The 18,811-nt window shown below is 65.1% G+C and carries 22 protein-coding genes; 11 read left to right on the forward strand and 11 right to left on the reverse strand.

Going from position 1 to position 18,811, the window contains the following annotated elements; genetic code table 11:
* Window positions 1-8: 8 nt before the first annotated feature.
* The 3 genes from V7Z82_RS02705 (at window position 9) to V7Z82_RS02715 (ending at window position 2,042) form a co-directional block, all read left to right on the forward strand.
* Window positions 9-335: a DUF2469 family protein gene (locus V7Z82_RS02705; RefSeq protein WP_045280377.1), complete on the forward strand. Its 327-nt coding sequence runs from the start codon at window positions 9-11 to the stop codon at window positions 333-335.
* Between the two features lie 130 nt (window positions 336-465).
* The gene (locus V7Z82_RS02710) at window positions 466-828 is read left to right on the forward strand and encodes a YraN family protein (protein ID WP_334147746.1); all 363 of its coding nucleotides are present in this window, start codon (window positions 466-468) and stop codon (window positions 826-828) included.
* Window positions 825-2,042, forward strand: coding sequence for a YifB family Mg chelatase-like AAA ATPase (locus V7Z82_RS02715; protein ID WP_334147748.1), 1,218 nt, complete (start codon window positions 825-827; stop codon window positions 2,040-2,042). The genes V7Z82_RS02710 and V7Z82_RS02715 overlap by 4 nt, the downstream gene beginning before the upstream one ends.
* A gap of 35 nt (window positions 2,043-2,077) precedes the next feature.
* Here the strand turns inward: V7Z82_RS02715 and V7Z82_RS02720 are convergent, their stop codons facing one another.
* Window positions 2,078-2,263 carry an arsenate-mycothiol transferase ArsC gene (locus tag V7Z82_RS02720; RefSeq protein ID WP_051671005.1) on the reverse strand — a complete coding sequence of 62 codons (186 nt, stop codon included), beginning with the start codon at window positions 2,261-2,263 and terminating at the stop codon, window positions 2,078-2,080.
* Window positions 2,264-2,388: 125 nt separating this feature from the next.
* Between V7Z82_RS02720 and trxB the strand changes: the two genes are divergently transcribed.
* The 8 genes from trxB (at window position 2,389) to V7Z82_RS02760 (ending at window position 9,080) form a co-directional block, all read left to right on the forward strand.
* Window positions 2,389-3,366: a thioredoxin-disulfide reductase gene (gene trxB, locus V7Z82_RS02725; protein WP_334147753.1), complete on the forward strand. Its 978-nt coding sequence runs from the start codon at window positions 2,389-2,391 to the stop codon at window positions 3,364-3,366.
* Entirely contained in the window at window positions 3,363-3,689 is a 327-nt protein-coding gene (gene trxA, locus V7Z82_RS02730; RefSeq protein WP_029259118.1) for a thioredoxin, read from the forward strand. Before trxB ends, trxA begins: the two co-directional genes overlap by 4 nt.
* A complete protein-coding gene (arsB, locus tag V7Z82_RS02735) occupies window positions 3,686-4,777 on the forward strand; it encodes an ACR3 family arsenite efflux transporter (protein WP_029259119.1) in 1,092 nt (363 codons plus the stop codon). Before trxA ends, arsB begins: the two co-directional genes overlap by 4 nt.
* Before the next feature lie 2 nt (window positions 4,778-4,779).
* A complete protein-coding gene (locus V7Z82_RS02740; RefSeq protein WP_029259120.1) occupies window positions 4,780-5,772 on the forward strand; it encodes a metalloregulator ArsR/SmtB family transcription factor in 993 nt (330 codons plus the stop codon).
* Window positions 5,773-5,797: 25 nt separating this feature from the next.
* A complete protein-coding gene (locus tag V7Z82_RS02745; protein ID WP_029259121.1) occupies window positions 5,798-6,202 on the forward strand; it encodes an arsenate reductase ArsC in 405 nt (134 codons plus the stop codon).
* Between the two features lie 29 nt (window positions 6,203-6,231).
* A complete protein-coding gene (locus V7Z82_RS02750; RefSeq protein WP_029259122.1) occupies window positions 6,232-7,623 on the forward strand; it encodes an FAD-dependent oxidoreductase in 1,392 nt (463 codons plus the stop codon).
* A 129-nt stretch (window positions 7,624-7,752) separates the two neighbouring features.
* Window positions 7,753-8,322: a TlpA family protein disulfide reductase gene (locus tag V7Z82_RS02755; protein ID WP_036271563.1), complete on the forward strand. Its 570-nt coding sequence runs from the start codon at window positions 7,753-7,755 to the stop codon at window positions 8,320-8,322.
* Window positions 8,319-9,080, forward strand: coding sequence for a cytochrome c biogenesis CcdA family protein (locus tag V7Z82_RS02760; protein ID WP_029259124.1), 762 nt, complete (start codon window positions 8,319-8,321; stop codon window positions 9,078-9,080). Before V7Z82_RS02755 ends, V7Z82_RS02760 begins: the two co-directional genes overlap by 4 nt.
* Window positions 9,081-9,177: 97 nt before the next feature.
* Here the strand turns inward: V7Z82_RS02760 and V7Z82_RS02765 are convergent, their stop codons facing one another.
* The 10 genes from V7Z82_RS02765 to V7Z82_RS02810 all read right to left on the reverse strand — a co-directional run bounded on the left by V7Z82_RS02765 (window position 9,178) and on the right by V7Z82_RS02810 (window position 18,802).
* Complete coding sequence (locus V7Z82_RS02765; protein WP_442927569.1) at window positions 9,178-10,437, reverse strand: M23 family metallopeptidase; 1,260 nt, start codon at window positions 10,435-10,437, stop codon at window positions 9,178-9,180.
* Window positions 10,438-10,729: 292 nt separating this feature from the next.
* The gene (locus tag V7Z82_RS02770) at window positions 10,730-11,413 is read right to left on the reverse strand and encodes a copper resistance CopC family protein (protein WP_051671007.1); all 684 of its coding nucleotides are present in this window, start codon (window positions 11,411-11,413) and stop codon (window positions 10,730-10,732) included.
* On the reverse strand, window positions 11,410-13,308 hold the full coding sequence (locus tag V7Z82_RS02775; protein WP_334147766.1) for a cytochrome c oxidase assembly protein: 1,899 nt from the start codon (window positions 13,306-13,308) through the stop codon (window positions 11,410-11,412). Before V7Z82_RS02775 ends, V7Z82_RS02770 begins: the two co-directional genes overlap by 4 nt.
* The gene (locus tag V7Z82_RS02780) at window positions 13,305-13,820 is read right to left on the reverse strand and encodes a DUF3515 family protein (RefSeq protein WP_055876958.1); all 516 of its coding nucleotides are present in this window, start codon (window positions 13,818-13,820) and stop codon (window positions 13,305-13,307) included. The genes V7Z82_RS02775 and V7Z82_RS02780 overlap by 4 nt, the downstream gene beginning before the upstream one ends.
* Window positions 13,805-15,409: an apolipoprotein N-acyltransferase gene (lnt, locus tag V7Z82_RS02785; RefSeq protein ID WP_081860106.1), complete on the reverse strand. Its 1,605-nt coding sequence runs from the start codon at window positions 15,407-15,409 to the stop codon at window positions 13,805-13,807. Before lnt ends, V7Z82_RS02780 begins: the two co-directional genes overlap by 16 nt.
* Complete coding sequence (locus V7Z82_RS02790) at window positions 15,393-16,343, reverse strand: cytochrome c oxidase assembly protein (RefSeq protein WP_029259129.1); 951 nt, start codon at window positions 16,341-16,343, stop codon at window positions 15,393-15,395. The genes lnt and V7Z82_RS02790 overlap by 17 nt, the downstream gene beginning before the upstream one ends.
* Window positions 16,344-16,368: 25 nt before the next feature.
* Window positions 16,369-16,704, reverse strand: a complete 336-nt coding sequence (locus V7Z82_RS02795; protein WP_029259130.1) for a DUF6804 family protein — start codon at window positions 16,702-16,704, stop codon at window positions 16,369-16,371.
* The gene (gene lspA / locus V7Z82_RS02800; RefSeq protein WP_029259131.1) at window positions 16,701-17,234 is read right to left on the reverse strand and encodes a signal peptidase II; all 534 of its coding nucleotides are present in this window, start codon (window positions 17,232-17,234) and stop codon (window positions 16,701-16,703) included. Before lspA ends, V7Z82_RS02795 begins: the two co-directional genes overlap by 4 nt.
* On the reverse strand, window positions 17,227-17,895 hold the full coding sequence (locus V7Z82_RS02805) for a copper resistance CopC family protein (RefSeq protein WP_051671011.1): 669 nt from the start codon (window positions 17,893-17,895) through the stop codon (window positions 17,227-17,229). The genes lspA and V7Z82_RS02805 overlap by 8 nt, the downstream gene beginning before the upstream one ends.
* Window positions 17,888-18,802 carry a cation diffusion facilitator family transporter gene (locus V7Z82_RS02810; RefSeq protein WP_029259133.1) on the reverse strand — a complete coding sequence of 305 codons (915 nt, stop codon included), beginning with the start codon at window positions 18,800-18,802 and terminating at the stop codon, window positions 17,888-17,890. The genes V7Z82_RS02805 and V7Z82_RS02810 overlap by 8 nt, the downstream gene beginning before the upstream one ends.
* Between the last annotated feature and the right edge of the window lie 9 nt (window positions 18,803-18,811).

Raw genomic sequence — 18,811 nt, forward strand, 5'->3', positions numbered from 1 at the left:
GAGAGATCATGGATGAGGAAGCCTTCGACGACTACGACCGCGAACTCGAGCTGGCGCTGTTCCGGGAGTACCGGGATGTCGTGTCGCAGTTCCAGTACGTCGTCGAGACCGAACGTCGCTTCTACCTCGCGAACGAGGTCAACGTCGTCCGCCGGGACACGGAGCACGACTTCTACTTCGAGATCTCGATGAGCGACGTCTGGGTGTGGGACATCTACCGCGCCGATCGCTTCGTCAAGGCCGTGCGCGTGCTGACGTTCAAGGACGTGAACGTGGAGGAGCTGCAGCGCCGCGAGTTCGAGATCCCGCAGGAGCTCTCGCTCGACGGCGAGTGAGACTCCGCGTGCTCCGGTCTGCCAGGATCTCGTTCTGCACAGGCGGACGTCTTTTCGGGTTCTGACCGCGCGCCGGTTGCTTCGCTGACGATCACCGCGCCGTGAGGGCGGACGCGGCGAAGCTGTCGACATGGCAGCGAAAGACATCCTCGGTCGTGCGGGCGAAGAACGTGCAGCACGGTACCTGACAGCTCACGGCTACACAGTGATCGATCGCAACTGGCGGTGCGCGCAAGGCGAGATCGACATCGTCGCGACCCGTGACGACATCCTCTCGATCGTGGAGGTGAAGACTCGCCGGTCGTCCGCGTTCGGCCACCCCTTCGAGGCGATCGACCAGCGGAAGCGGCGACGGCTGTGGCAGCTCGCCCACGCCTGGTGCGATGCGCATCGCGAACAGGTCGGCGGACGCACGGTTCGCCTCGAGGCGATCGGCATCATCGGTTCGAACCCGGCGTCGGCTGAGGTCGAGCACCTCGAGGACATCGCGTGAGCACCGCCCGCACCTGGGCAGTGGCGCTGACGGGCGTCGACGGGCACCTCGTCGAAGTCGAAGCCGACCTCTCGAATCAGACGCCCGAGTTCCGGATCATCGGCCTGCCGGACAAGTCGCTCGGCGAGGCCGTGCAACGCGTGCACAACGCCTGCAAGAACACCGGGTTGGATCTCCCACGCCGACGTCTGACGGTGAACCTGTCTCCGGCGAGTCTGCCGAAGCAGGGCTCGGGCTTCGACCTCAGCATCGCCGTGTCGACCTTGGCTGCAGGCGGTTCGATCAGCGCGCGCTCGATCGCCCAGACCGTGCACATCGGAGAGCTCGGTCTCGATGGCAGGGTGCGCCCGGTGCCAGGCGTGCTGCCTGCGGTCTTCGCGGCCGCGCGCGCCGGCTTCGAACGTGTCGTCGTCCCGAAGGCGAACGAGGAGGAAGCGCGGCTGGTGCCGGGTGTCGAGGTGAAGGCGGCCGGCTCGTTGGCTGAGGTCGCGGTCTGGCACGGCGCGGATGTGGAGGTGCCGGAGGTCGAGTCCGTCGGTGTGACCGCGGTCGAGCAGGTGGATGAGGAGATTCTCGATCTCGTGGACGTGGTCGGGCAGGACGAAGCGCTGGAGGCGCTCATCGCGGCTGCGTCCGGAGGCCACCACCTGCTGCTGAGCGGTCCGCCGGGGGCGGGGAAGACGATGCTCGCGCGACGGCTTCCCGGGATCCTTCCTCGCCTGTCGGAGGAGGAAGCGCTCGAAGTCGCCTCGATCCGGTCCTTGAGCGGGGGAGCGCCCGTGCGTCTGGATACGGGGCCGCCGTTGGAGGCGCCGCATCACAGTGCATCGGTCGCGGCGCTCGTCGGCGGCGGCTCGCGGACCGCACGCCCCGGCGCGATCGCCAGGGCGCACCGGGGTGTGCTCTTCCTCGATGAGGCCGCCGAGTTCTCGCGCGTTGCGCTCGATGCGCTGCGACAGCCGCTGGAGTCCGGCGCGATCGAGGTGAATCGGGCCGGGTTCACCGCACGGTTCCCCGCGCGGTTCCAGCTGGTAGCTACTTGTGTACGTCTAAACACTGTCCAGAGGGCAGGGTCGGGAGCCGCATGCGTCCTTGAGAGGCGACTAGTCCGATCTCACGGAGAGTGTCGCAGTCTCACGAAAGCTGTCGGACTGTCTCACGGGAGTATCGGAATCTCACGAAGCGCGTCGGATGAGGCGCGTCCGGTCAGGTGAGATGGCTGAGTCGTCTCCCAGCCGAAAACGATCGTTTAGGGCAGGTGAATCATCTCGTGCAGCGATGCTGCGACAGCCGGGTTGATCCCCTCGGCTGGGCTGATTCCCGCGCTCGTCGCGACGAGTCGCTCATCGCCGATGTGTGTCAGGAGATGGGCGCCGAGTTGGGAGCGCCCCGCATTGTGCTTGCATATGAACAGAGCCGTCTTGGGCTGGGTCATCTGTGGTCCTCTGTTTCTTGACTGTCTCGATTACTCCACCTGCATGATCTGTTCGCCAGGTGAAGAGCACGTGAACTCCGTCAGCAACAGTTGCATTCGGTATCGACAGATGTCAATATAGACGCATGTCGATTCAAGAAGTTGAGTTGGTCATCATCGGGTCCGGCCCCGCGGGCTACACCGCGGCCGTGTATGCAGCGCGTGCGGGTCTCGCACCTGTGGTGCTTGCCGGTTCCGTGACTGCGGGTGGCGCGCTGATGACCACGACCGAGGTCGAGAACTTCCCCGGGTTCGTCGACGGTGTGCAGGGCCCGGAGCTGATGGAGTCTATGCGCGCTCAGGCGGAGCGCTTTGGGGCCCGTATCCTCCTCGATGACGCCGTCCTCGTTGACCTCGACGGTCCCATCAAGACGGTCGAGACGGGCGCGGGCGAGACGTTCCGGGCTCGTGCCGTCATCCTGACCATGGGCTCGGCATACCGCAAGCTCGGGATCGCCGACGAGGAGCGACTTACCGGCCACGGTGTCTCCTGGTGCGCGACATGCGACGGTTTCTTCTTCCGTGAGCAGGAGATCGTCGTCGTCGGCGGCGGAGACTCTGCGATGGAGGAGGCACTGTTCCTGACCAGGTTCGCGTCGAAAGTCACCGTCGTGCACCGTCGCGGTGAGTTCCGGGCGTCGAAGATCATGGCGCAGCGGGTGCTCGATCACCCGAAGATCCAGATCGCCTGGAACAGCGCGGTCGCTGGCCTCATCGGCGCTGAGAAGGTCGAAGCAGTCACGCTGCGCGACACCGTTACCGGCGCTGAGCGGCAACTGCCGGTCGCTGGAGTCTTCGTTGCGATCGGCCACGATCCGCGCTCCGAGATCGTCACGGGACTCGTCGATACCGATGCCGATGGATACGTGCTCGTCGACCACCCCTCCACCCGCACGAACCTCTCTGGAGTCTTCGCCGCGGGCGATCTCGTCGACCACACCTACCGCCAGGCGATCACCGCCGCCGGCACGGGATGCGCCGCCGCACAAGACGCCCAGCACTACCTCGCCGCACTCGACGAGGCCGCACCAGCATTGACTGCGGCCGAGGAGGTCTTCGCATGAGCGCGCCCATCCCCGTCACAGACGCGACATTCCAGGCAGATGTCCTCGACTCCGAGATCCCCGTCGTCGTCGACATCTGGGCCACCTGGTGTGGGCCCTGCAAGCAGGTCGCACCCCTTCTGGATCAACTCGCCGCCGAATACGACGGCCGCGTGAAGATCGTCAAACTCGATGCCGACCAAAACCCCGAGACCGTGACCGCGGTCGGCGTCACATCCATCCCCACCCTCGGCTTCTACACGGGAGGCCAACGCGTTGACATGCTCATCGGCGCCCACCCGAAGCTCGTCATCGCAGAGAAGATGGAGGCGCTCCTCGCATGAGCACCGCAACCGTACCCACCACCGCACCGGCCACCCGCCGACTGTCGACCCTCGACCGGTGGCTGCCGCTCTGGATCGGTCTCGCCATGGTCGGCGGAATCGTCATCGGCCGCTTCATCCCGGGCGTCTCCGACCTCCTGGCCGGCCTCGAGGTCGGTGGAATCTCGATCCCGATCGCCCTCGGGCTGCTGGTTATGATGTACCCGGTCCTCGCGAAGGTTCGCTACGACAAGGTAGCCGCCGTCACGGGCGACAAGAGGCTCCTGATCTCATCCTTGGCTCTCAACTGGCTGATCGGCCCGGCGCTGATGTTCGCCCTCGCCTGGGCGTTCCTGCCCGACCTGCCCGAATACCGCACGGGACTCATCATCGTCGGTCTCGCACGCTGCATCGCCATGGTCGTCATCTGGAACGACCTCGCCTGCGGCGACCGCGAAGCCGCCGCAGTGCTCGTCGCCATCAACTCCGTCTTCCAAGTCATCGCCTTCTCACTCCTCGGCTGGTTCTACCTCACCGTCCTGCCCGGCTGGCTCGGCCTTGACTCCCAGGGCCTGGATATCTCGATCGGACAGATCGCACTGAACGTCCTGATCTTCCTCGGCATCCCCCTCGTCGCAGGATTCGCCTCCCGCTTCATCGGAGAGCGCACGAAGGGACGCGACTGGTACGAGGACCGCTTCCTGCCGAAGATCGGCCCCTGGGCGCTCTACGGCCTCCTGTTCACCATCGTGCTGCTCTTCGCGCTGCAGGGCGAGCAGGTCACGAGCCGCCCGTGGGACGTCGCCCGGATCGCACTCCCGTTGCTGGCGTACTTCGCGATCATGTGGTTCATCGGCCTCTTCACCGGCAAGGCCCTCGGCCTCGGCTACGCCCGATCGACCACGCTGGCGTTCACCGCTGCCGGCAACAACTTCGAACTCGCCATCGCCGTGGCCATCGGCACCTTCGGCGCGACGTCGGGCCAGGCTCTCGCCGGCGTCGTAGGCCCGCTGATCGAGGTGCCGGTCCTGGTCGGCCTCGTCTACGTCTCGCTCTGGGCAGCCCGCCGCTGGTTCCACACCGATCCCTTCACCGCTGAAAGGATGTAGACATGAACGCCGTGCTGACCCCCCAGGGCGACACCTGCAGTCCCGTCGCCAGCCACGCCATAGGCGTGGATGCGGCCACTTCGGTCGCGTCGACACTGAAGGCGCTGTCGGATCCGCTCCGTCTTCGGATGCTGTCGGCCATCGCCTCCGACCCACGCGGGGAGTCGTGCGTCTGCGACCTCGCCGAACTTGCAGACGTCGCCCAGCCGACCGTGTCGCACCACCTCAAGGTGCTCAAGGATGTGGATGTGCTCACCTCCGAGCGAAGGGGAACCTGGGTTTGGTATCGGATCAACCCGAACCGGCGCAGCGCCGTCACGGCCCTGCTGGAATCGTTCGCGCCCGCCACGCTCGCACCATGGAGTGTTGCCGACGGCCACGATGAGCCACGACCCGACTTCGACGCCCGTGTCACTCATCTCGCCGACGAGCTCGCCGCGGAAGTCCCCGAGCTGGACCCCAACGTCGTTCTCACCATCGTCCGAGAGTCCTACACCGCCCTCGCGCGCACCGCCAGAGTCACCTCCGCGCTGGTGCCTTTGACCGAGCGCTTCGCCCGGCAACGACTCGCCGACCTCACCCGCAACCGCGACTCCGCTGTACCCCAGGTGCTGTTCGTCTGCGTCGCGAACGCCGGCCGCTCCCAGCTCGCCGCCGCCCTCGTCAACAAACTCGCGGGCGGCAAGGTCGTCGCCCGCTCGGCAGGGTCTGCTCCCGCCGACGTCATTCATCCGCACGTCCGCTCGATCCTCGCCGAGATTGAAGGCGACCTGGCCCCCGAGCGCTTCCCGAAGCCGCTCACCGACGATGCCGTCCGCGCGGCCGATGTTGTCATCACGATGGGTTGCGGCGACGTCTGCCCGATCATCCCCGGCGTTCGCTACGACGACTGGGCAGTCGGCGACCCCGCCCTCGCCTCCCGCGACGGGGTCGAGGCCATCCGCGACGACATCGCCGGACGGGTGCGCGCACTCGTCGACGAGCTCCTCACCTGACCAACCACTCTCACCAGGAGCAACCATGACTGACACCACCAAGCCCTCCGTCCTCTTCGTCTGCGTGCACAACGCCGGACGCTCGCAGATGGCCGCAGGCTTCCTCCGCGACATCGCCGGCGATCGCATCGAAGTCCGGTCCGCCGGCTCCATGCCCGCAGACCAGATCAACCCGACCGCGGTCGAAGCGATGAGCGAGCTCGGGATTGACATCACCGCCGAGCAGCCCAAGGTGCTCACCACGGAGGCCGTGCAGGCCTCCGACGTCGTCATCACGATGGGCTGCGGCGACGCCTGCCCGTTCTTCCCAGGCAAGCGCTACGAGGATTGGAAGCTCGACGACCCGGCCGGCCAGGGCATCGACGCCGTCCGCCCGATCCGCGACGACATCCGTGCGCGCATCGAGCAGCTGGTCAGCGAACTCGTCTGACCTGTCATGGCAAGCACTGAAGGGTAGTCATGCATCTTGTAGCGATCGGTGGAAGCGACGCCGGAATCTCCACCGCCCTCCGGGCCCGCGAACTCGACCCGTCCGTCGATGTCACCGTCGTCGTGGCCGACGCCTACCCAAACTTCTCCATCTGCGGCATCCCGTACTACTTCTCCCGCGAGGTACAGCCCTGGCAGTCGCTCGCCCACCGCACCCACGCAGACCTCGAAGCCACCGGCATGAACCTCCGCCTGGACACCCTCGCCACAGGTATCGACGTCAAAGGCCGACGACTCACGGTCCGCGACGCGAACGGCAGCGAATCAACGATCGCCTACGACGAACTCATGGTCGGCACCGGAGCATCCCCTTCAACCGCCGGAATCGCAGGTCTTGACCAGCTCGGCCCCGACGACGGCGTGCACCTATTGCACTCGATGGGCGACACCTTCGCGCTCGAGAAGTACCTCGACGAGCATCAGCCCGAGACGGCGATCATCGTCGGAGCCGGTTACGTCGGCCTCGAAATGGCCGAAGCTCTCACCGTGCGCGGCCTCCAGGTCACTCAACTGCAGCGCGGACCCGAAGCGCTCTCCACCCTCGACCCCGAACTCGGCTCCCTTGTCCACGATGAACTCACCCGACACGGCGTCGACGTCGTCACCCGCACCCGCGTCGAAGCTGTCACACGCGACGCAGGGCGAATTTCTGCTGTTGGTACCCATGACGGTGAACCGTTCTCCCGCACCGCGGACGTGGTGCTCGTCGTCGTCGGAGTGCGACCCAACACCAGGCTCCTCACCGCAGCCGGAGCCACCACGGGCGCGGGCGGCGCTGTCGTCGTCGACGAACAGATGCATACCGGCCTGCCGAGCGTGTGGGCGGCCGGCGATGGGGTGGTCACCCACCACCGCCTGCTCGGCGTCACATACCTTCCTCTCGGCACCACGGCGCATAAGCAAGGACGCGTCGCGGGAGAGAACGCGATCGGCGGTGACACCCGATTCGCAGGGAGCCTCGGCACGCAGGTTGTGAAGGTGTTCGACGTCGTAGCCGCACGCACAGGGCTCCGTGACCACGAAGCGACAGCCGCCGGCTTCGCCCCGCACAGCCACACCGCGATCGCGGACGACCACAAGCGGTACTACCCGGGCGCTACGCCCATCAGCATCCGCATCACCGGAGACACCAACGACGGCCGTCTGCTCGGCGCGCAACTCGTCGGCACCCGCGGCGCCGAGATCTCCAAGCGCATCGACACCTACGCCACGTCCCTGCACCACGACATGACCGTCGCAGCGATGAGCGACCTCGACCTCTCCTACACGCCCCCACTCGGCTCCCCCTGGGATGCCGTGCAGGTCGCAACACAAGCATGGGAGCGCGAAACGCGCCTAGCGGCGGCGTTCAAAGTGTCCTAGCGGCGCTTGGATTGCGGTCTCGAGATCGCGACATAGTTGGGGCTCGGCGGAGGCATAGGTGATCTGCATAGAGTGCGAAATGTGTCCCGAAACTCGCAATTCCGTACCGTTCGTGGTGCGGTCGGAGTCATGCTCGCCGCAGTGTTCGCGATCGGTCTGAGCGGTTGTGCGCCGGATCCGGTCAGCGATTCCTTCCTCAAGGGTGAGAACACCGGGTATGTGGCCGCCGACGGCGCGATCGTCGAGATCCCGATCACCGAGCGGAGCGAACCGGTCGCCTTCAGCGGTACCACTGAAACTGGTGATGATTTCGACAGTGCGGACAACGCCGGCAAGGTCACGGTGGTGAACTTCTGGTACGCCGGGTGCGCGCCATGCCGCATCGAGGCGAAGGATCTCGAAAGCGTCTGGCAGGAATACGGCGGCGAGGATGTAGCTTTCATCGGCATCAACACCCGCGATCAGGCCGACACTGCCCAGGCTTTCGCTGACGAGTTTGGCATCACCTACCCAAGCCTGATCGACGTGACCACGGCCGAGGCGAAACTCGCATTCTCCGAGGCCGTGCCGATCCAGGCGACGCCGACGACTCTCGTGCTCGACAGACAGGGCCGTGTCGCCGCCCGCATCATCGGACCCATCGACGGCACCTCGATCCTCTCGACGCTCGTCAAAGACGCTCTAGCAGAAACACCATGAACACCGACATCATCATCGGGTCCGGCGCGCTCTGGCTCGCAGTCCCCATCGCGATGCTCGCCGGCCTCGTGTCGTTCCTGTCGCCCTGCGTGCTCCCGCTGGTCCCCGGCTACCTCGGCTTCCTCGGCGGAGCGGTCGCGCCGCGCTCGAAGGGTGACGCGACGAACGCAGTCGCGCCTGAGCGCCGTCAGCTCGTGGTCGGCGTGCTTCTGTTCATCCTCGGCTTCAGTGTCGTCTTCGTTCTCATCACTGCGCTAGGCGGGACGGCCGGCGTGTTCTTCCTACGCTGGGGAGACCTGGTCACACGCATCCTCGGCGTCGTCGTCATCCTGATGGGGCTCGTCTTCCTCGGGTTGTTCAGTTTCGCCCAGCGAGAGGTCCGCTTCCACGTTGGCTCCCGGGCCGGGGTCGTCGGGGCTCCGCTCCTCGGAGTAGCACTCGGCATCGGCTGGGCGCCGTGCATGGGTCCGACGCTTGCCGCGATCATCGCGCTTTCGTTCAACGCCGGCAACCCTGTCCGGGCCGGCTTCCTTGGCCTCGCGTATTCGCTTGGCCTCGGCATCCCGTTCCTGCTGGTCGCACTCGGGTTCGGTTGGGCGGCGAAGACGGTCGAGTTTCTCCGTCGTCACATCCGGGTGGTGAACGTCTGCGGCGGCATCCTGCTTATCGTCCTCGGCCTCCTGATGGTGACGGGGCTGTGGACCGACATCATGTCGCGGCTGACGGCGGTGATGGGCAGCGTCATCCTTCCTCTCTGAGATCCCTAGCAGGGACGTCGCGAGTGCCGACTGGAGCAGTCCTCTCTACCCAACTGCTCATGTCGACGGCGCCAGTTCGTGATCCCGTGTCGGAGCCTTAGATGTAGACGCCGCGATCTTCCATGAATCGGACGGGGTTGGTGTAACCACCGTTGATATAGACCTCGAAATGCAGATGGCACCCGAAGGATCGGCCGGTGTCACCCGCGTAGGCGATGACCTGGCCGGAATTGACCCACTGCCCCCGGCCAACGGCGATGCCACCGGGTTTGATGTGGGCGTAACCGGTGCTGACGCCCCCGCCGTGTTGGATGCGGACGTAATTGCCGTAGTTGCCGTTGGCGCCGGCGTAGTCCACTGTTCCGGAGTTGGCGGCGTAGATCGCCGCTCCGCAGCCGTTGGCCATGTCCGCGCCGTAGTGGTAGCTCGAGGAGCAGCCCTGCGATCCGCAGATGGGGGTCCGCGGGCCGTAGCTTGAACTCCGGCCGCCCCCGTGGGGACGAACCCAACCGCCGCTCCCGGCGGAGCCTCCGCCGCCACCGTTGCCGCCTCCGTTGGCTGCGGCTTCGGCGGCTTCGCGTTCGCGACGGGCTCGCTCTTCGGCCTCGCGTGCGGCTACACCCGCCTGGTAGCCAGCGACAGTCTGCGTGGTGGTGTCTTTCAGCGCGGCGAGCTGCGCCTGCATCGTCTCGAGGTTCGCGGCTTGCTCGTCGAGAGCGGCTTGCGCGGCGTCGGCCGCTTCTTGTGCGGCAATCATCTTCTGCTCTGCGACCTGCTGTAGTCGGTCCCGTTCGTCGCGGGCGACCTTCGCCTGATCGGTCAGCGATTGGGCGGTGTTGCGCGCCGAGATTGCGTCATCGTAGACCGATCGGTTGTACTCGAGTAGCTTGTCCATGGTGCCCAGCCGGGACAGGAGCTCATCGGCGTTGGCCGCGGAACCGGAGAAGAACAGTTGCAGTGCTGAATCGTCTCCACCGTTGCGGTACAGCTGTGCCGCAACTTGACCGGCCCTTCGCGCAGAGGTTTCGGCAATCGCTGATTGTTCGTCGGCCTGCGCCTGCAGGCTCTCGGCTTCCGTGATCGCAGCGAAGTATTCCTGTTGTGCTGCGTAGAACTCGTCGGAGGCTGTATCGGCGGCCGCCTGAGTCTCAGCGACCTTCTGCGTCAAGGACTGGATCAGCCCTTCGATCCGGGTGATCTCGGCAGCCTTGGCAGCTTCGTTGTTCTTGGCGCGTTGGACATCGTCCCAGCTCGGGTACGACGCAGCGTACGCGGCTGAGACGCCGGAGCCGATACCGAAGGCAGCGAATGCAGCGACGCCGAGGGCGCCGAGTCCGAAAGCGCCACGTCGAGTCACACTCAGCTTCCAGAATGAGTCGCGTTCGGCGGGCGTGGGTGCACACCCGCATTCTTCAGCCGCCTCCGTAGCAGCCGCGGAGACGCTTCGTCCGTTCACTGTGCCCTCTCCTCGAGCTCGGCTTCGTGGATTCTGCTGCCAGGGGCGCATAGATTGGCGATGCTCGCGTTGCCCGCTGTCTGGTCTATCGTCCGTTCGTGGGGGCCGAAGTCGCGCCGACTCGCCCGTGATCTCTGATCTGTGCCCCATATCTGACGCACCGGGCTTGAGTTCGACTGCTCTGACACGAAGCTCACTCTTTCGGGTCCGTGTGGGCGTCGGCGCTCAACCCGTTGCGTTTCTTCTTCTTTACTTGCCGTACGACAACGGTGGCGGTGATCACCGCGGCACCTATGACAGCAACGGCGATGATGAGCGGGATCGCGATTGAATCCACCTCGTTCTCGCCTGCAGATGCCGCCGGGGGAGGGGTGTCCGCTGCTGGAGGTTCGGTGGTTGGCGCGGCGGAGGGCGACGCCTTTGCCGGTTGGATCCGTGATTGTTCGTTCCCGCATGCGGGTGTGTCCCATCCAAGTCCCGGCTCGATGCCGGTGGGAGCGTATGTGAACGTGAAGCTCTCGGAGATGGGGTGACCGTCGCTGGAGACGGCGTTCCACAGCACGGTGTAGACGCCCGGTTCTCCGAGTGCGACCGGGGTGGTGAGGATATTGCGGTCGATGGTGGAGCAGCTGGATTCGTAGAAGAGGCCGTCGGGTCCTTGCACTTGGGCGAAGCTGGCCTGGCTGAAGTCAATGAGTTCCCCGCTGAACGTGAGAGCGACGTCGTCAAGTTGGGCGACGGTTTCGTCTGCCCCGGGCACGGTGTCCAGGAGGTTGTCGTGCGCGAGAGCAGCGGGGGCAGGTGTAGCCAAGATTCCCAGTGTGATGAGGGCAAGAAGTGTGCTGGCGAGCCAGCGGGTGCGGTGGGTGGAGGTCACAGGTGTGGGTCCTTTCGTACGGCGGGCACGGGGGTGCTACCGGTAGGTCGGTTGTTGCGTTTCGTGTGGAGAACGGAGATGCCGGTGAGGATTGCGAGCGTTCCCGCGATCATCAAGGTGGCGCCTCCGGCGAGGGCCTGGTCCTGGAGGGGGGTGGGTCCCCACGTCCGCCCCATGGCGCCAAACCACTCCGCGACGATGAGGTCGGCGCGGGTGATCGTGGCGATGCCGAAGAAGGCGGCCACGCCTGTGAGCGCAATGAGTGAGGCGAAACGCCACCGCCCCTCGGGGGTCGTGGACGCATCTAGGGCGATCGATCGTGCGAAGAGGCACCCGGTGACGAGGAGCTGGCTGATCATCCATTCCGCTCCGAGCTGGTCGTAGAGCGACCATCGGAACAGGTCGGAGTAGTGGATCAACCACAGCGATGTGGCGAAAAGAGACGCCGCGACGACGGGGCGCAGAGTAAACCGTGCCAGCGGGCTGTGGGCGGCCCAGAGAAGCCATTCCCGCGGTCCTCGGCTTCCATCGTCCCGTGGATGGATGACCAAGGTTGCGAGGGTGACGGGCGCCGCGAAGACAAGGAGCAGGGGGATTGCGAGACTGAGGAGAGCGAAGGAGAGGAATCGCAGACTGATGAGCGCGTCGTCGTAGGCGGCGAGCGGTCCACTGGTCGTCCACAGAAGCACCCCCATCCCCGCAATCCAGCTGATCGTCCGCCTGGCTGGCCACGGATACCCGCGGCGCCGTGCGCGTTGGACGCCGACGAGGTAGAAGAAGATTCCGAAACCCGCGACGAGCACCCAGAGGAGGTCGGGGCTCCACGCCGTGAACCATCTCTGCAGGGTGATTTCGATCGGGACAGGTGCGTCGGTGAGGATCTCCGCGGCGGTGGTCTGCGGGAGTGTGACCGTATCGGCGGGGGCGGCGGTGCGGGCGAGAGCTGCGGCGGCCCCGCTCGCGATACCCATGAAACCAAGTTCGACACACACGATCATCCAGAAGGCGCCACGGCCCTCGCTGGCTTTAGCGATGAGTCGACGGCGGTAGGCGGCACCCAGGATGCCCATGATCAGAAGCGCGCCGATCTTTGTGCAGAGGATGAGGCCGTACGGTGAGGCCAGGTCCTCCCACCGTCCGAGGGCAGTGAGCGTCCGCGCGTATCCCGAGATGGCGACGCCGAGGAACGCGATGAGCGCCACCGTAGAGTACCGGCGGAGCACACTTTCGAGTTCGTGCGGAGAGCTAATCGGTCGCACGACGACGAGCAGGATGAGACCCCCGAGCCATATTGCCGCTGAAATGACATGCAGGACGAGGGACATGACCGCGGGATCGTGGTTGGCGAGCTCACCCGAATGGCCCTGGGTGGCCATGGGTATCAGGCTGATGACCGCAAGCACGGTCGTGAACAGCACCGCCCCATAGCTGCGCACAGCGAATGCGAGGACTGTCACGACTGAGGCGAGGATCGCGGTGATAAGCCATGATCGTCCCAGCTCCGTGTCGAGGAGAAAGCGACCGAGCTGCGCACCGAACTCGGCGCCCAAGCTCACTTGCGGATTGAATGACGACAGGAAGGTGAGAAAAGCCACCACCCCGCTGGTGATGGTGAGGGTCGCGGCGCCGGCAGAGGCAATATTTAGCGCGACGATGAAGGGTTTCCCCCCTGAGGGGAGAGCGAACACCGCCAGCACCAGGGGCCCGAGCATCGCCGCACCGGAAAGATTGACGAACAGCTTCGCGGCTGGGAGTCCCCATCGCACGAGCGCTCCAGGGTCACTGGTGAGTCTCGGTGCAGCTCCTCCACCGATTGCGAGCCCGACCACCACAGCGATGAGTGCGGCGACAACGAGAATCGTTGGTCCAACGATCCGGAGAACGACGGGATTCATGGAGTGGTATCTCCCGTCCCAGTGCCAGGAGCGTCCGGGTCTTCCGTCACAGGTGCCGTGCATTCACCGGTCTTGGGGAGCTGCTGGATCGCCCCGGCGAGAGATTCAAGAACCGCGTCCGCCGACAGGGTGGTCGTGTCTACGTACACCTGGGCAGCCGGCTCCCGGCCGTAGGTTGTGAGCCGCAGATTCGGGGTCTCCTCCTCGTCGACGATCCAGTCGACGCCCCCCAAGCTGACACATTGCAGCGTGGTGGGGGCCGGGGGTTCCAACCCGCAGGTGAGGAGCACGCTACTGGGGGTGCCCCATGCTGCGGTGGCCTGAGCGTCCGTCCACACGCGAGCCTGGTCGCCAATCGAGTCCGGTAGTCGCACGGTGACCTCTGCGCACAGCGGGTCATTCGCGTTTGCTGCGGGCTCGAGGTGGACGGTGGGTGCGCAGCTGCTGAGTAGAAGCAGTGCGCACAGTGCCGCGACAGAGGTCAGAATCTTGAGCTTCACAACTTCATCCATCCGTCTTCTTGGGCGTCAGCATGCGACCGCCGCTGTCGGATCGACATGATGAGCAGCGCTAGTACGGTTCCGATACTGAGTGTCCAGTCGAGCCACGGCATCAGCACGACGGCGAGGGTCGTGCCGGTGCGGAGAGGGACCTCGGTGATCTTCGCCGCGGTCGTGTCCACCGCAACCTGAGCCAACACCTGTCCATCGCGGCCGATGACTTGACTGGTCCCGGTGGTGGAGACGTTCACGGCAGTTCTCCCTGTTTCGATCGCGCGCATGCGGGCGATGGCCAGCTGTTGGAGGTTCTCGTCGGTGCCTCTGAAGTCCGCGTTGTTGGTTTGAAACACGAACATCTGCGCGCCAGAGGCCGCGCTTTGGTGGATGACGTCGTCGTAGATGACGTCGAAACAGATCGCCAGACCGATAGGCACATCGCCAACGTTCACGAGGGGTGTGTTGGAGCCGGGCGTGTACTCGCGTTGTATCAATCCGATGAGGTCGGGGGCGATCGCTTCGTAAAACCAACGGTCCGGAACGTATTCGCCGAAAGGGACGGGGTTGGCCTTGTCGTGGAGCTGCTGCGGCCCGGCGCTGGTCCACAGCATCGAGGTGTTGAACGTATCGGCTCCACGAGTGGTCGCCGCATTCACCAGTGCCGGAGCGCCAGCACCCTGCACGAGTCGATCAAGGCGGCCTGCGACGGCGACATCGCGCAGGGGATCTGCGTCAACGGCCCCTTCTGGCCAGACGAGAAGGTCCATCTCACGGTCCAGAAGAGGAGCGGTCGCTTCTTCCTGCGCGCGCATGATGTCACCTGTTGTCCTGGTGTCGAAGTAGCCGCTAGGGCCGTTGCCCTGCACCCATCCGACGCGCATCATTCCCGCTTGCTCGGTGGGGAACAGAGGGACGGCTGTCGCGGCAACGACGATGACCGCCGCTGCTGCTGCTGGCTCACATCGGCGGAGGATGAGGGCCTCCACGACGCTCGCGCAGACGAGAACCGTCAGGAAGGACAGCCCGGTGGTCCCCACCCATGAAGCGGCCTCCGCGAGCGGGCTCTCGGCGAGGCTGAAACCGACGCGCGCCCACGGGAAACCGGTGTACGGCGTACTCCCCATCAGCGTTTCTCGCAGCACCCACACCCCGGCGACGGGCACGGGAGTGATCGCGCGATACCCGTGTCGCGCCCGGGTGGTGGCGACACGATAGGCGAGTGCGATCAGCGCGCCGCCGGCACCGAACAGCAGGGATTCCAAGCCAGCCAGCGCGACCCACGGGATGGGGCCCAGAAACCGTGACACCCATACCAAGTGGGTGAAGTAGAAGGCCGCGCCGTAGACGAGGGAGATCAGGAACGCCCTGGGGAGAGAACGTCCGCGGAGCGTCCACAGCCCGATGGTTACGCTCACGAACGTTGCAGGCCACCACCCGTATGCGGGGTAGCCGAGATCCAGCATTCCTCCTGCGATGGCGGACGCGACAATCGCTACGGGGAAGGGCACCGCAGCTGACAGGCGCGCATCGTGCTCTCTGGGGTTGCCGCGCCTTGTTCGGCCGGAGAGGGCGTTTCTCACTAACGGGTCAGCGGTCACGGTCATGAGAGCTCAGTTTTTTGAGGTAGGCGTTGTACGTGTCGAGGTCGGTGTTCCCGTGCACGTCGGCGTACCGGTCGTCCGCGGCAGCACGAGCGGTGTCGCTGCGGAACCAACGATGCATCACGTAGATCAGCATCAGCACGGTCGGGGCTTCACCGTAGGACCATGCCAGAGCGCCGGCTAGCTGCTGGTCGGCGAGGGGATCGATGCCCAGCGCCTCTGTGGGGGCGACGAATGAGCCGACCAGGATCGTACTGGCCATCATGAGGAACACCCCGAAGAACGCGTGCAGCGCGGCTTCAGCAAACACGTCCAGTGCACGCGCACCATGACCCAACCTGACCGGCAGAGGATCGGAGGACAGGATGGGGATGGTGAACAGCATGCCGGCGAGAAGGAATCCGACCTCGAGCGCGACGTGACCTCCGGGCGCGGTGAGGATGACATCGGCAGCACCCGCAAGGTAGATGCCGTAGAACGCGAACAGGTAGAGCGGGACAGTGGCCCACGGACTGAGCACCCACTTCGCGGCGGGGTTTCGAAGAGCGCCGTGCGCTGTTTTCAGGACTACCCGTCCCGCTCCGTGATGCGGTGTTGCTCGCAGAAGAAGGGTTCCGGGTGAGCCGAGGACCAGCAGCGGCGGCACCATCATCATCAGAGTGAGCTGCTGGAACATGAAAACGGACACCAGCGCCTGGCCATACGTTTCAACGCCCAGACCGGTGACCGCCGCGAGGAGAATGCACCCGAGCAGAAAGCTGACCGTCCGCCACACAGGCCAACGACGCCCGTGCGTCCACAATCGGATCGCTCCGACGAGATACAGCGCAGCGAGAATCCCCGCGACGATGGGTAGCACCGGAAGCGGAATGTCGGCCGGTGCGAGGAATGTCTGCAGAGACGGGGAACTGTCGGGGATCTCGTTGCTCACACGCATAGTCGTGACACGAAGCTCACGCCGCTCACTTCCGGATCACCTTGATCGTCGCACCCGCTGCCAGGAACACCACGGCCGCGATGGGCTGTGCTGTGGTCCACACAACTCCGGAGAAGGGGAATGGCATCACCGGATTCCAGAGCACGGCGATCGCAAAGAAGACCGGGATCCACCACCAGTGGCGTGCCTGCAGCGCAAACCACGCGACGATCAGCCCGAAAATTGAGGCGATGAAGAGGACGAGCGGTGCCCAGTTCGCCTCAAAGAGCGCCGGGGCAAGGAACAGGATCGCGGCCGCGACGAGGCTGGGGGCGAGGGCGTTCCGCTGGTAAGTGGAGGGAACGCGTTCTTTGGGACTCATGGGTGAACCGTTTCTTCGGCGGGTACAGGGTCGACGGGATCGGGATCGGGGTCTGGTCGGCGACGGCTTGTGCGCAGACCCGCGACGATGAGGAATACGGCACCTATGCCGAGAGCTACATCGGCGAGGTTGCCGATGAACAGGTTTCCGTAGGCGAGGAAGTCGGTGACGTGCCCGATCCCGAACGCGGGCGGCGAGAATAAGCGATCGATGAGGTTTCCGATCGCACCGCCCACGATGAAACCGAAACCAACCGCCGACCACACGTTCCGGGCTCGGGTGGCGGCACCGATGAGGACTGCGGTGACAGCGACCCCGATGACGGTGATGACCCATGTGGAGCCTTCCCCGAGCGAGAAGATCGCCCCGGGGTTGAAGGCCAGTTGAAGACCGAGCCAGTCACCGATCAGCGGTATACGCGCATCTTGCCGCAACGTGTTCAGAGCAAGAGTCTTGGTGCCTTGATCGATCAGGATGACGATGGCGGCGACGATGAGCATCACGGCCGACCGGCGGACTCGATCACGCATCGGCGTCTTTCTCCGTAGCTGCGGCATCCTTGGCGGCCTGTGCGCGGTCGCGCTGGTGACGCCGGCGCCCGGCCATAACTACTCCCACGACGCCGATCCCCAGAATCAGTGCCAGACCCGAGAGGAAGAACAGGGGCAGCAGTTCGAAAGCACCGCCGCCGGATGCCGTGCCACCGTATGTTTGCGCGGGTCGGGCCGGTTCCGGCTCCTCGGTTGGGGAGGTTTCAGGGGTGGGGCTTGTGGTCGCAGTGCTGGGTTCCGTGTCCGTCGCGGGCGTGACGGTGTACACATACTCTCCGCTGATCGGGTGTCCGTCGGCGGAGACGGTCTTCCAGCGGACGGTGAAGATGCCGGTTGCGGCGTCGGGGGAGAGATGTTGGGTGATCGAGTCACCGCTCACCGTTGGCGGGTCGACGGCGACGTTTGCTCCGCTGTCATCGATAACCTCGACGACCGTTGCGTCGTCACCACCGGTGAGGGTTCCGTTGAACATCAGAGAGATCTCGTCGGGGGAGCCGTTGATGGTCGAGTCGGCGGTGGGGTACGACGAAACGAAGTCGTCATGAGCGGCGGCCGGAGATGCAGTCCCAAGTACGACGGATGCCGACAACAACAGGGTGGTGAGGACGGCAGTGGTGCGTGCCGAGAGGCGTTTATGCATGGGTGTCGTGCTCTCCGGGGTGGGATTCGGGTTCGATCTGGAAGGTGGAGTGTTCGATGCTCACGGCGAAATGTTCGCTGACGCATTGCTGAAGTGATGTCAGCAGTGCGGCGGAAGCTTCCATCGTGACGGTGTCATCGACCACGACGTGGGCGGTGAGCGTGGGGAGGTCGGTCGAGACCTGGGTCGCGTGGAGGTCGTGCACAGCGACCACGTGCGGAAGGGCAAGGATGTGGCGGCGGACGTCCTCGAGGTCGAGGCCGGCGGGTGTGGACTCCATCAACACCCGGCCGGATGCTCGCAACAGGATGAGGGTGCGGGGAATGATGAGCAGCGCGATCAAGACGCCCGCGACGGCGTCCGCCTGATACCAACCGAAAACGGCGATGAGGATGGCGCTGGCGATGACGCCGACGGAACCGAGGGCATCATTGACGACCTCGAGGAACGCGGCGCGCATGTTGAGATTGCGTCCGCGGCCGCTGAACAATACGAGCATGGAGGCGATGTTGGCGACGAGACCGACGATGCCGAAGAACAGCAGACTTCCCGAAGCGATCTCAGGGGGCTCGAACAGCCGCCGTACGCCTTCCACGAGCGCGAAGATGCCCACTCCGAGCAGCAGAGCTGCTTGAGCGAGCGCACCGAGCACCTCCGTGCGTTGAAGACCGAAGGTGTATTTGGGAGTCGGGGGACGGTTCATCAGATGCGCAGCGGTGACGGCCATCGCCAACCCGATGACATCGGTGAGCATGTGTGCAGCATCAACGAGCAGTGCGAGGCTACCTGTGATGATCGCGCCGATCACTTCGACGATGAAGACCGAGGAGGTGATCGCGAACGCGATGACCAGGCGATTGCGGGGAGTGGCGTCACCAATACCGTGACTGTGCCCTGTTTCTGTCATGGTGCTCCT

Source organism: Microbacterium sp., from assembly GCF_036823965.1.
Taxonomy (GTDB): domain Bacteria; phylum Actinomycetota; class Actinomycetes; order Actinomycetales; family Microbacteriaceae; genus Microbacterium.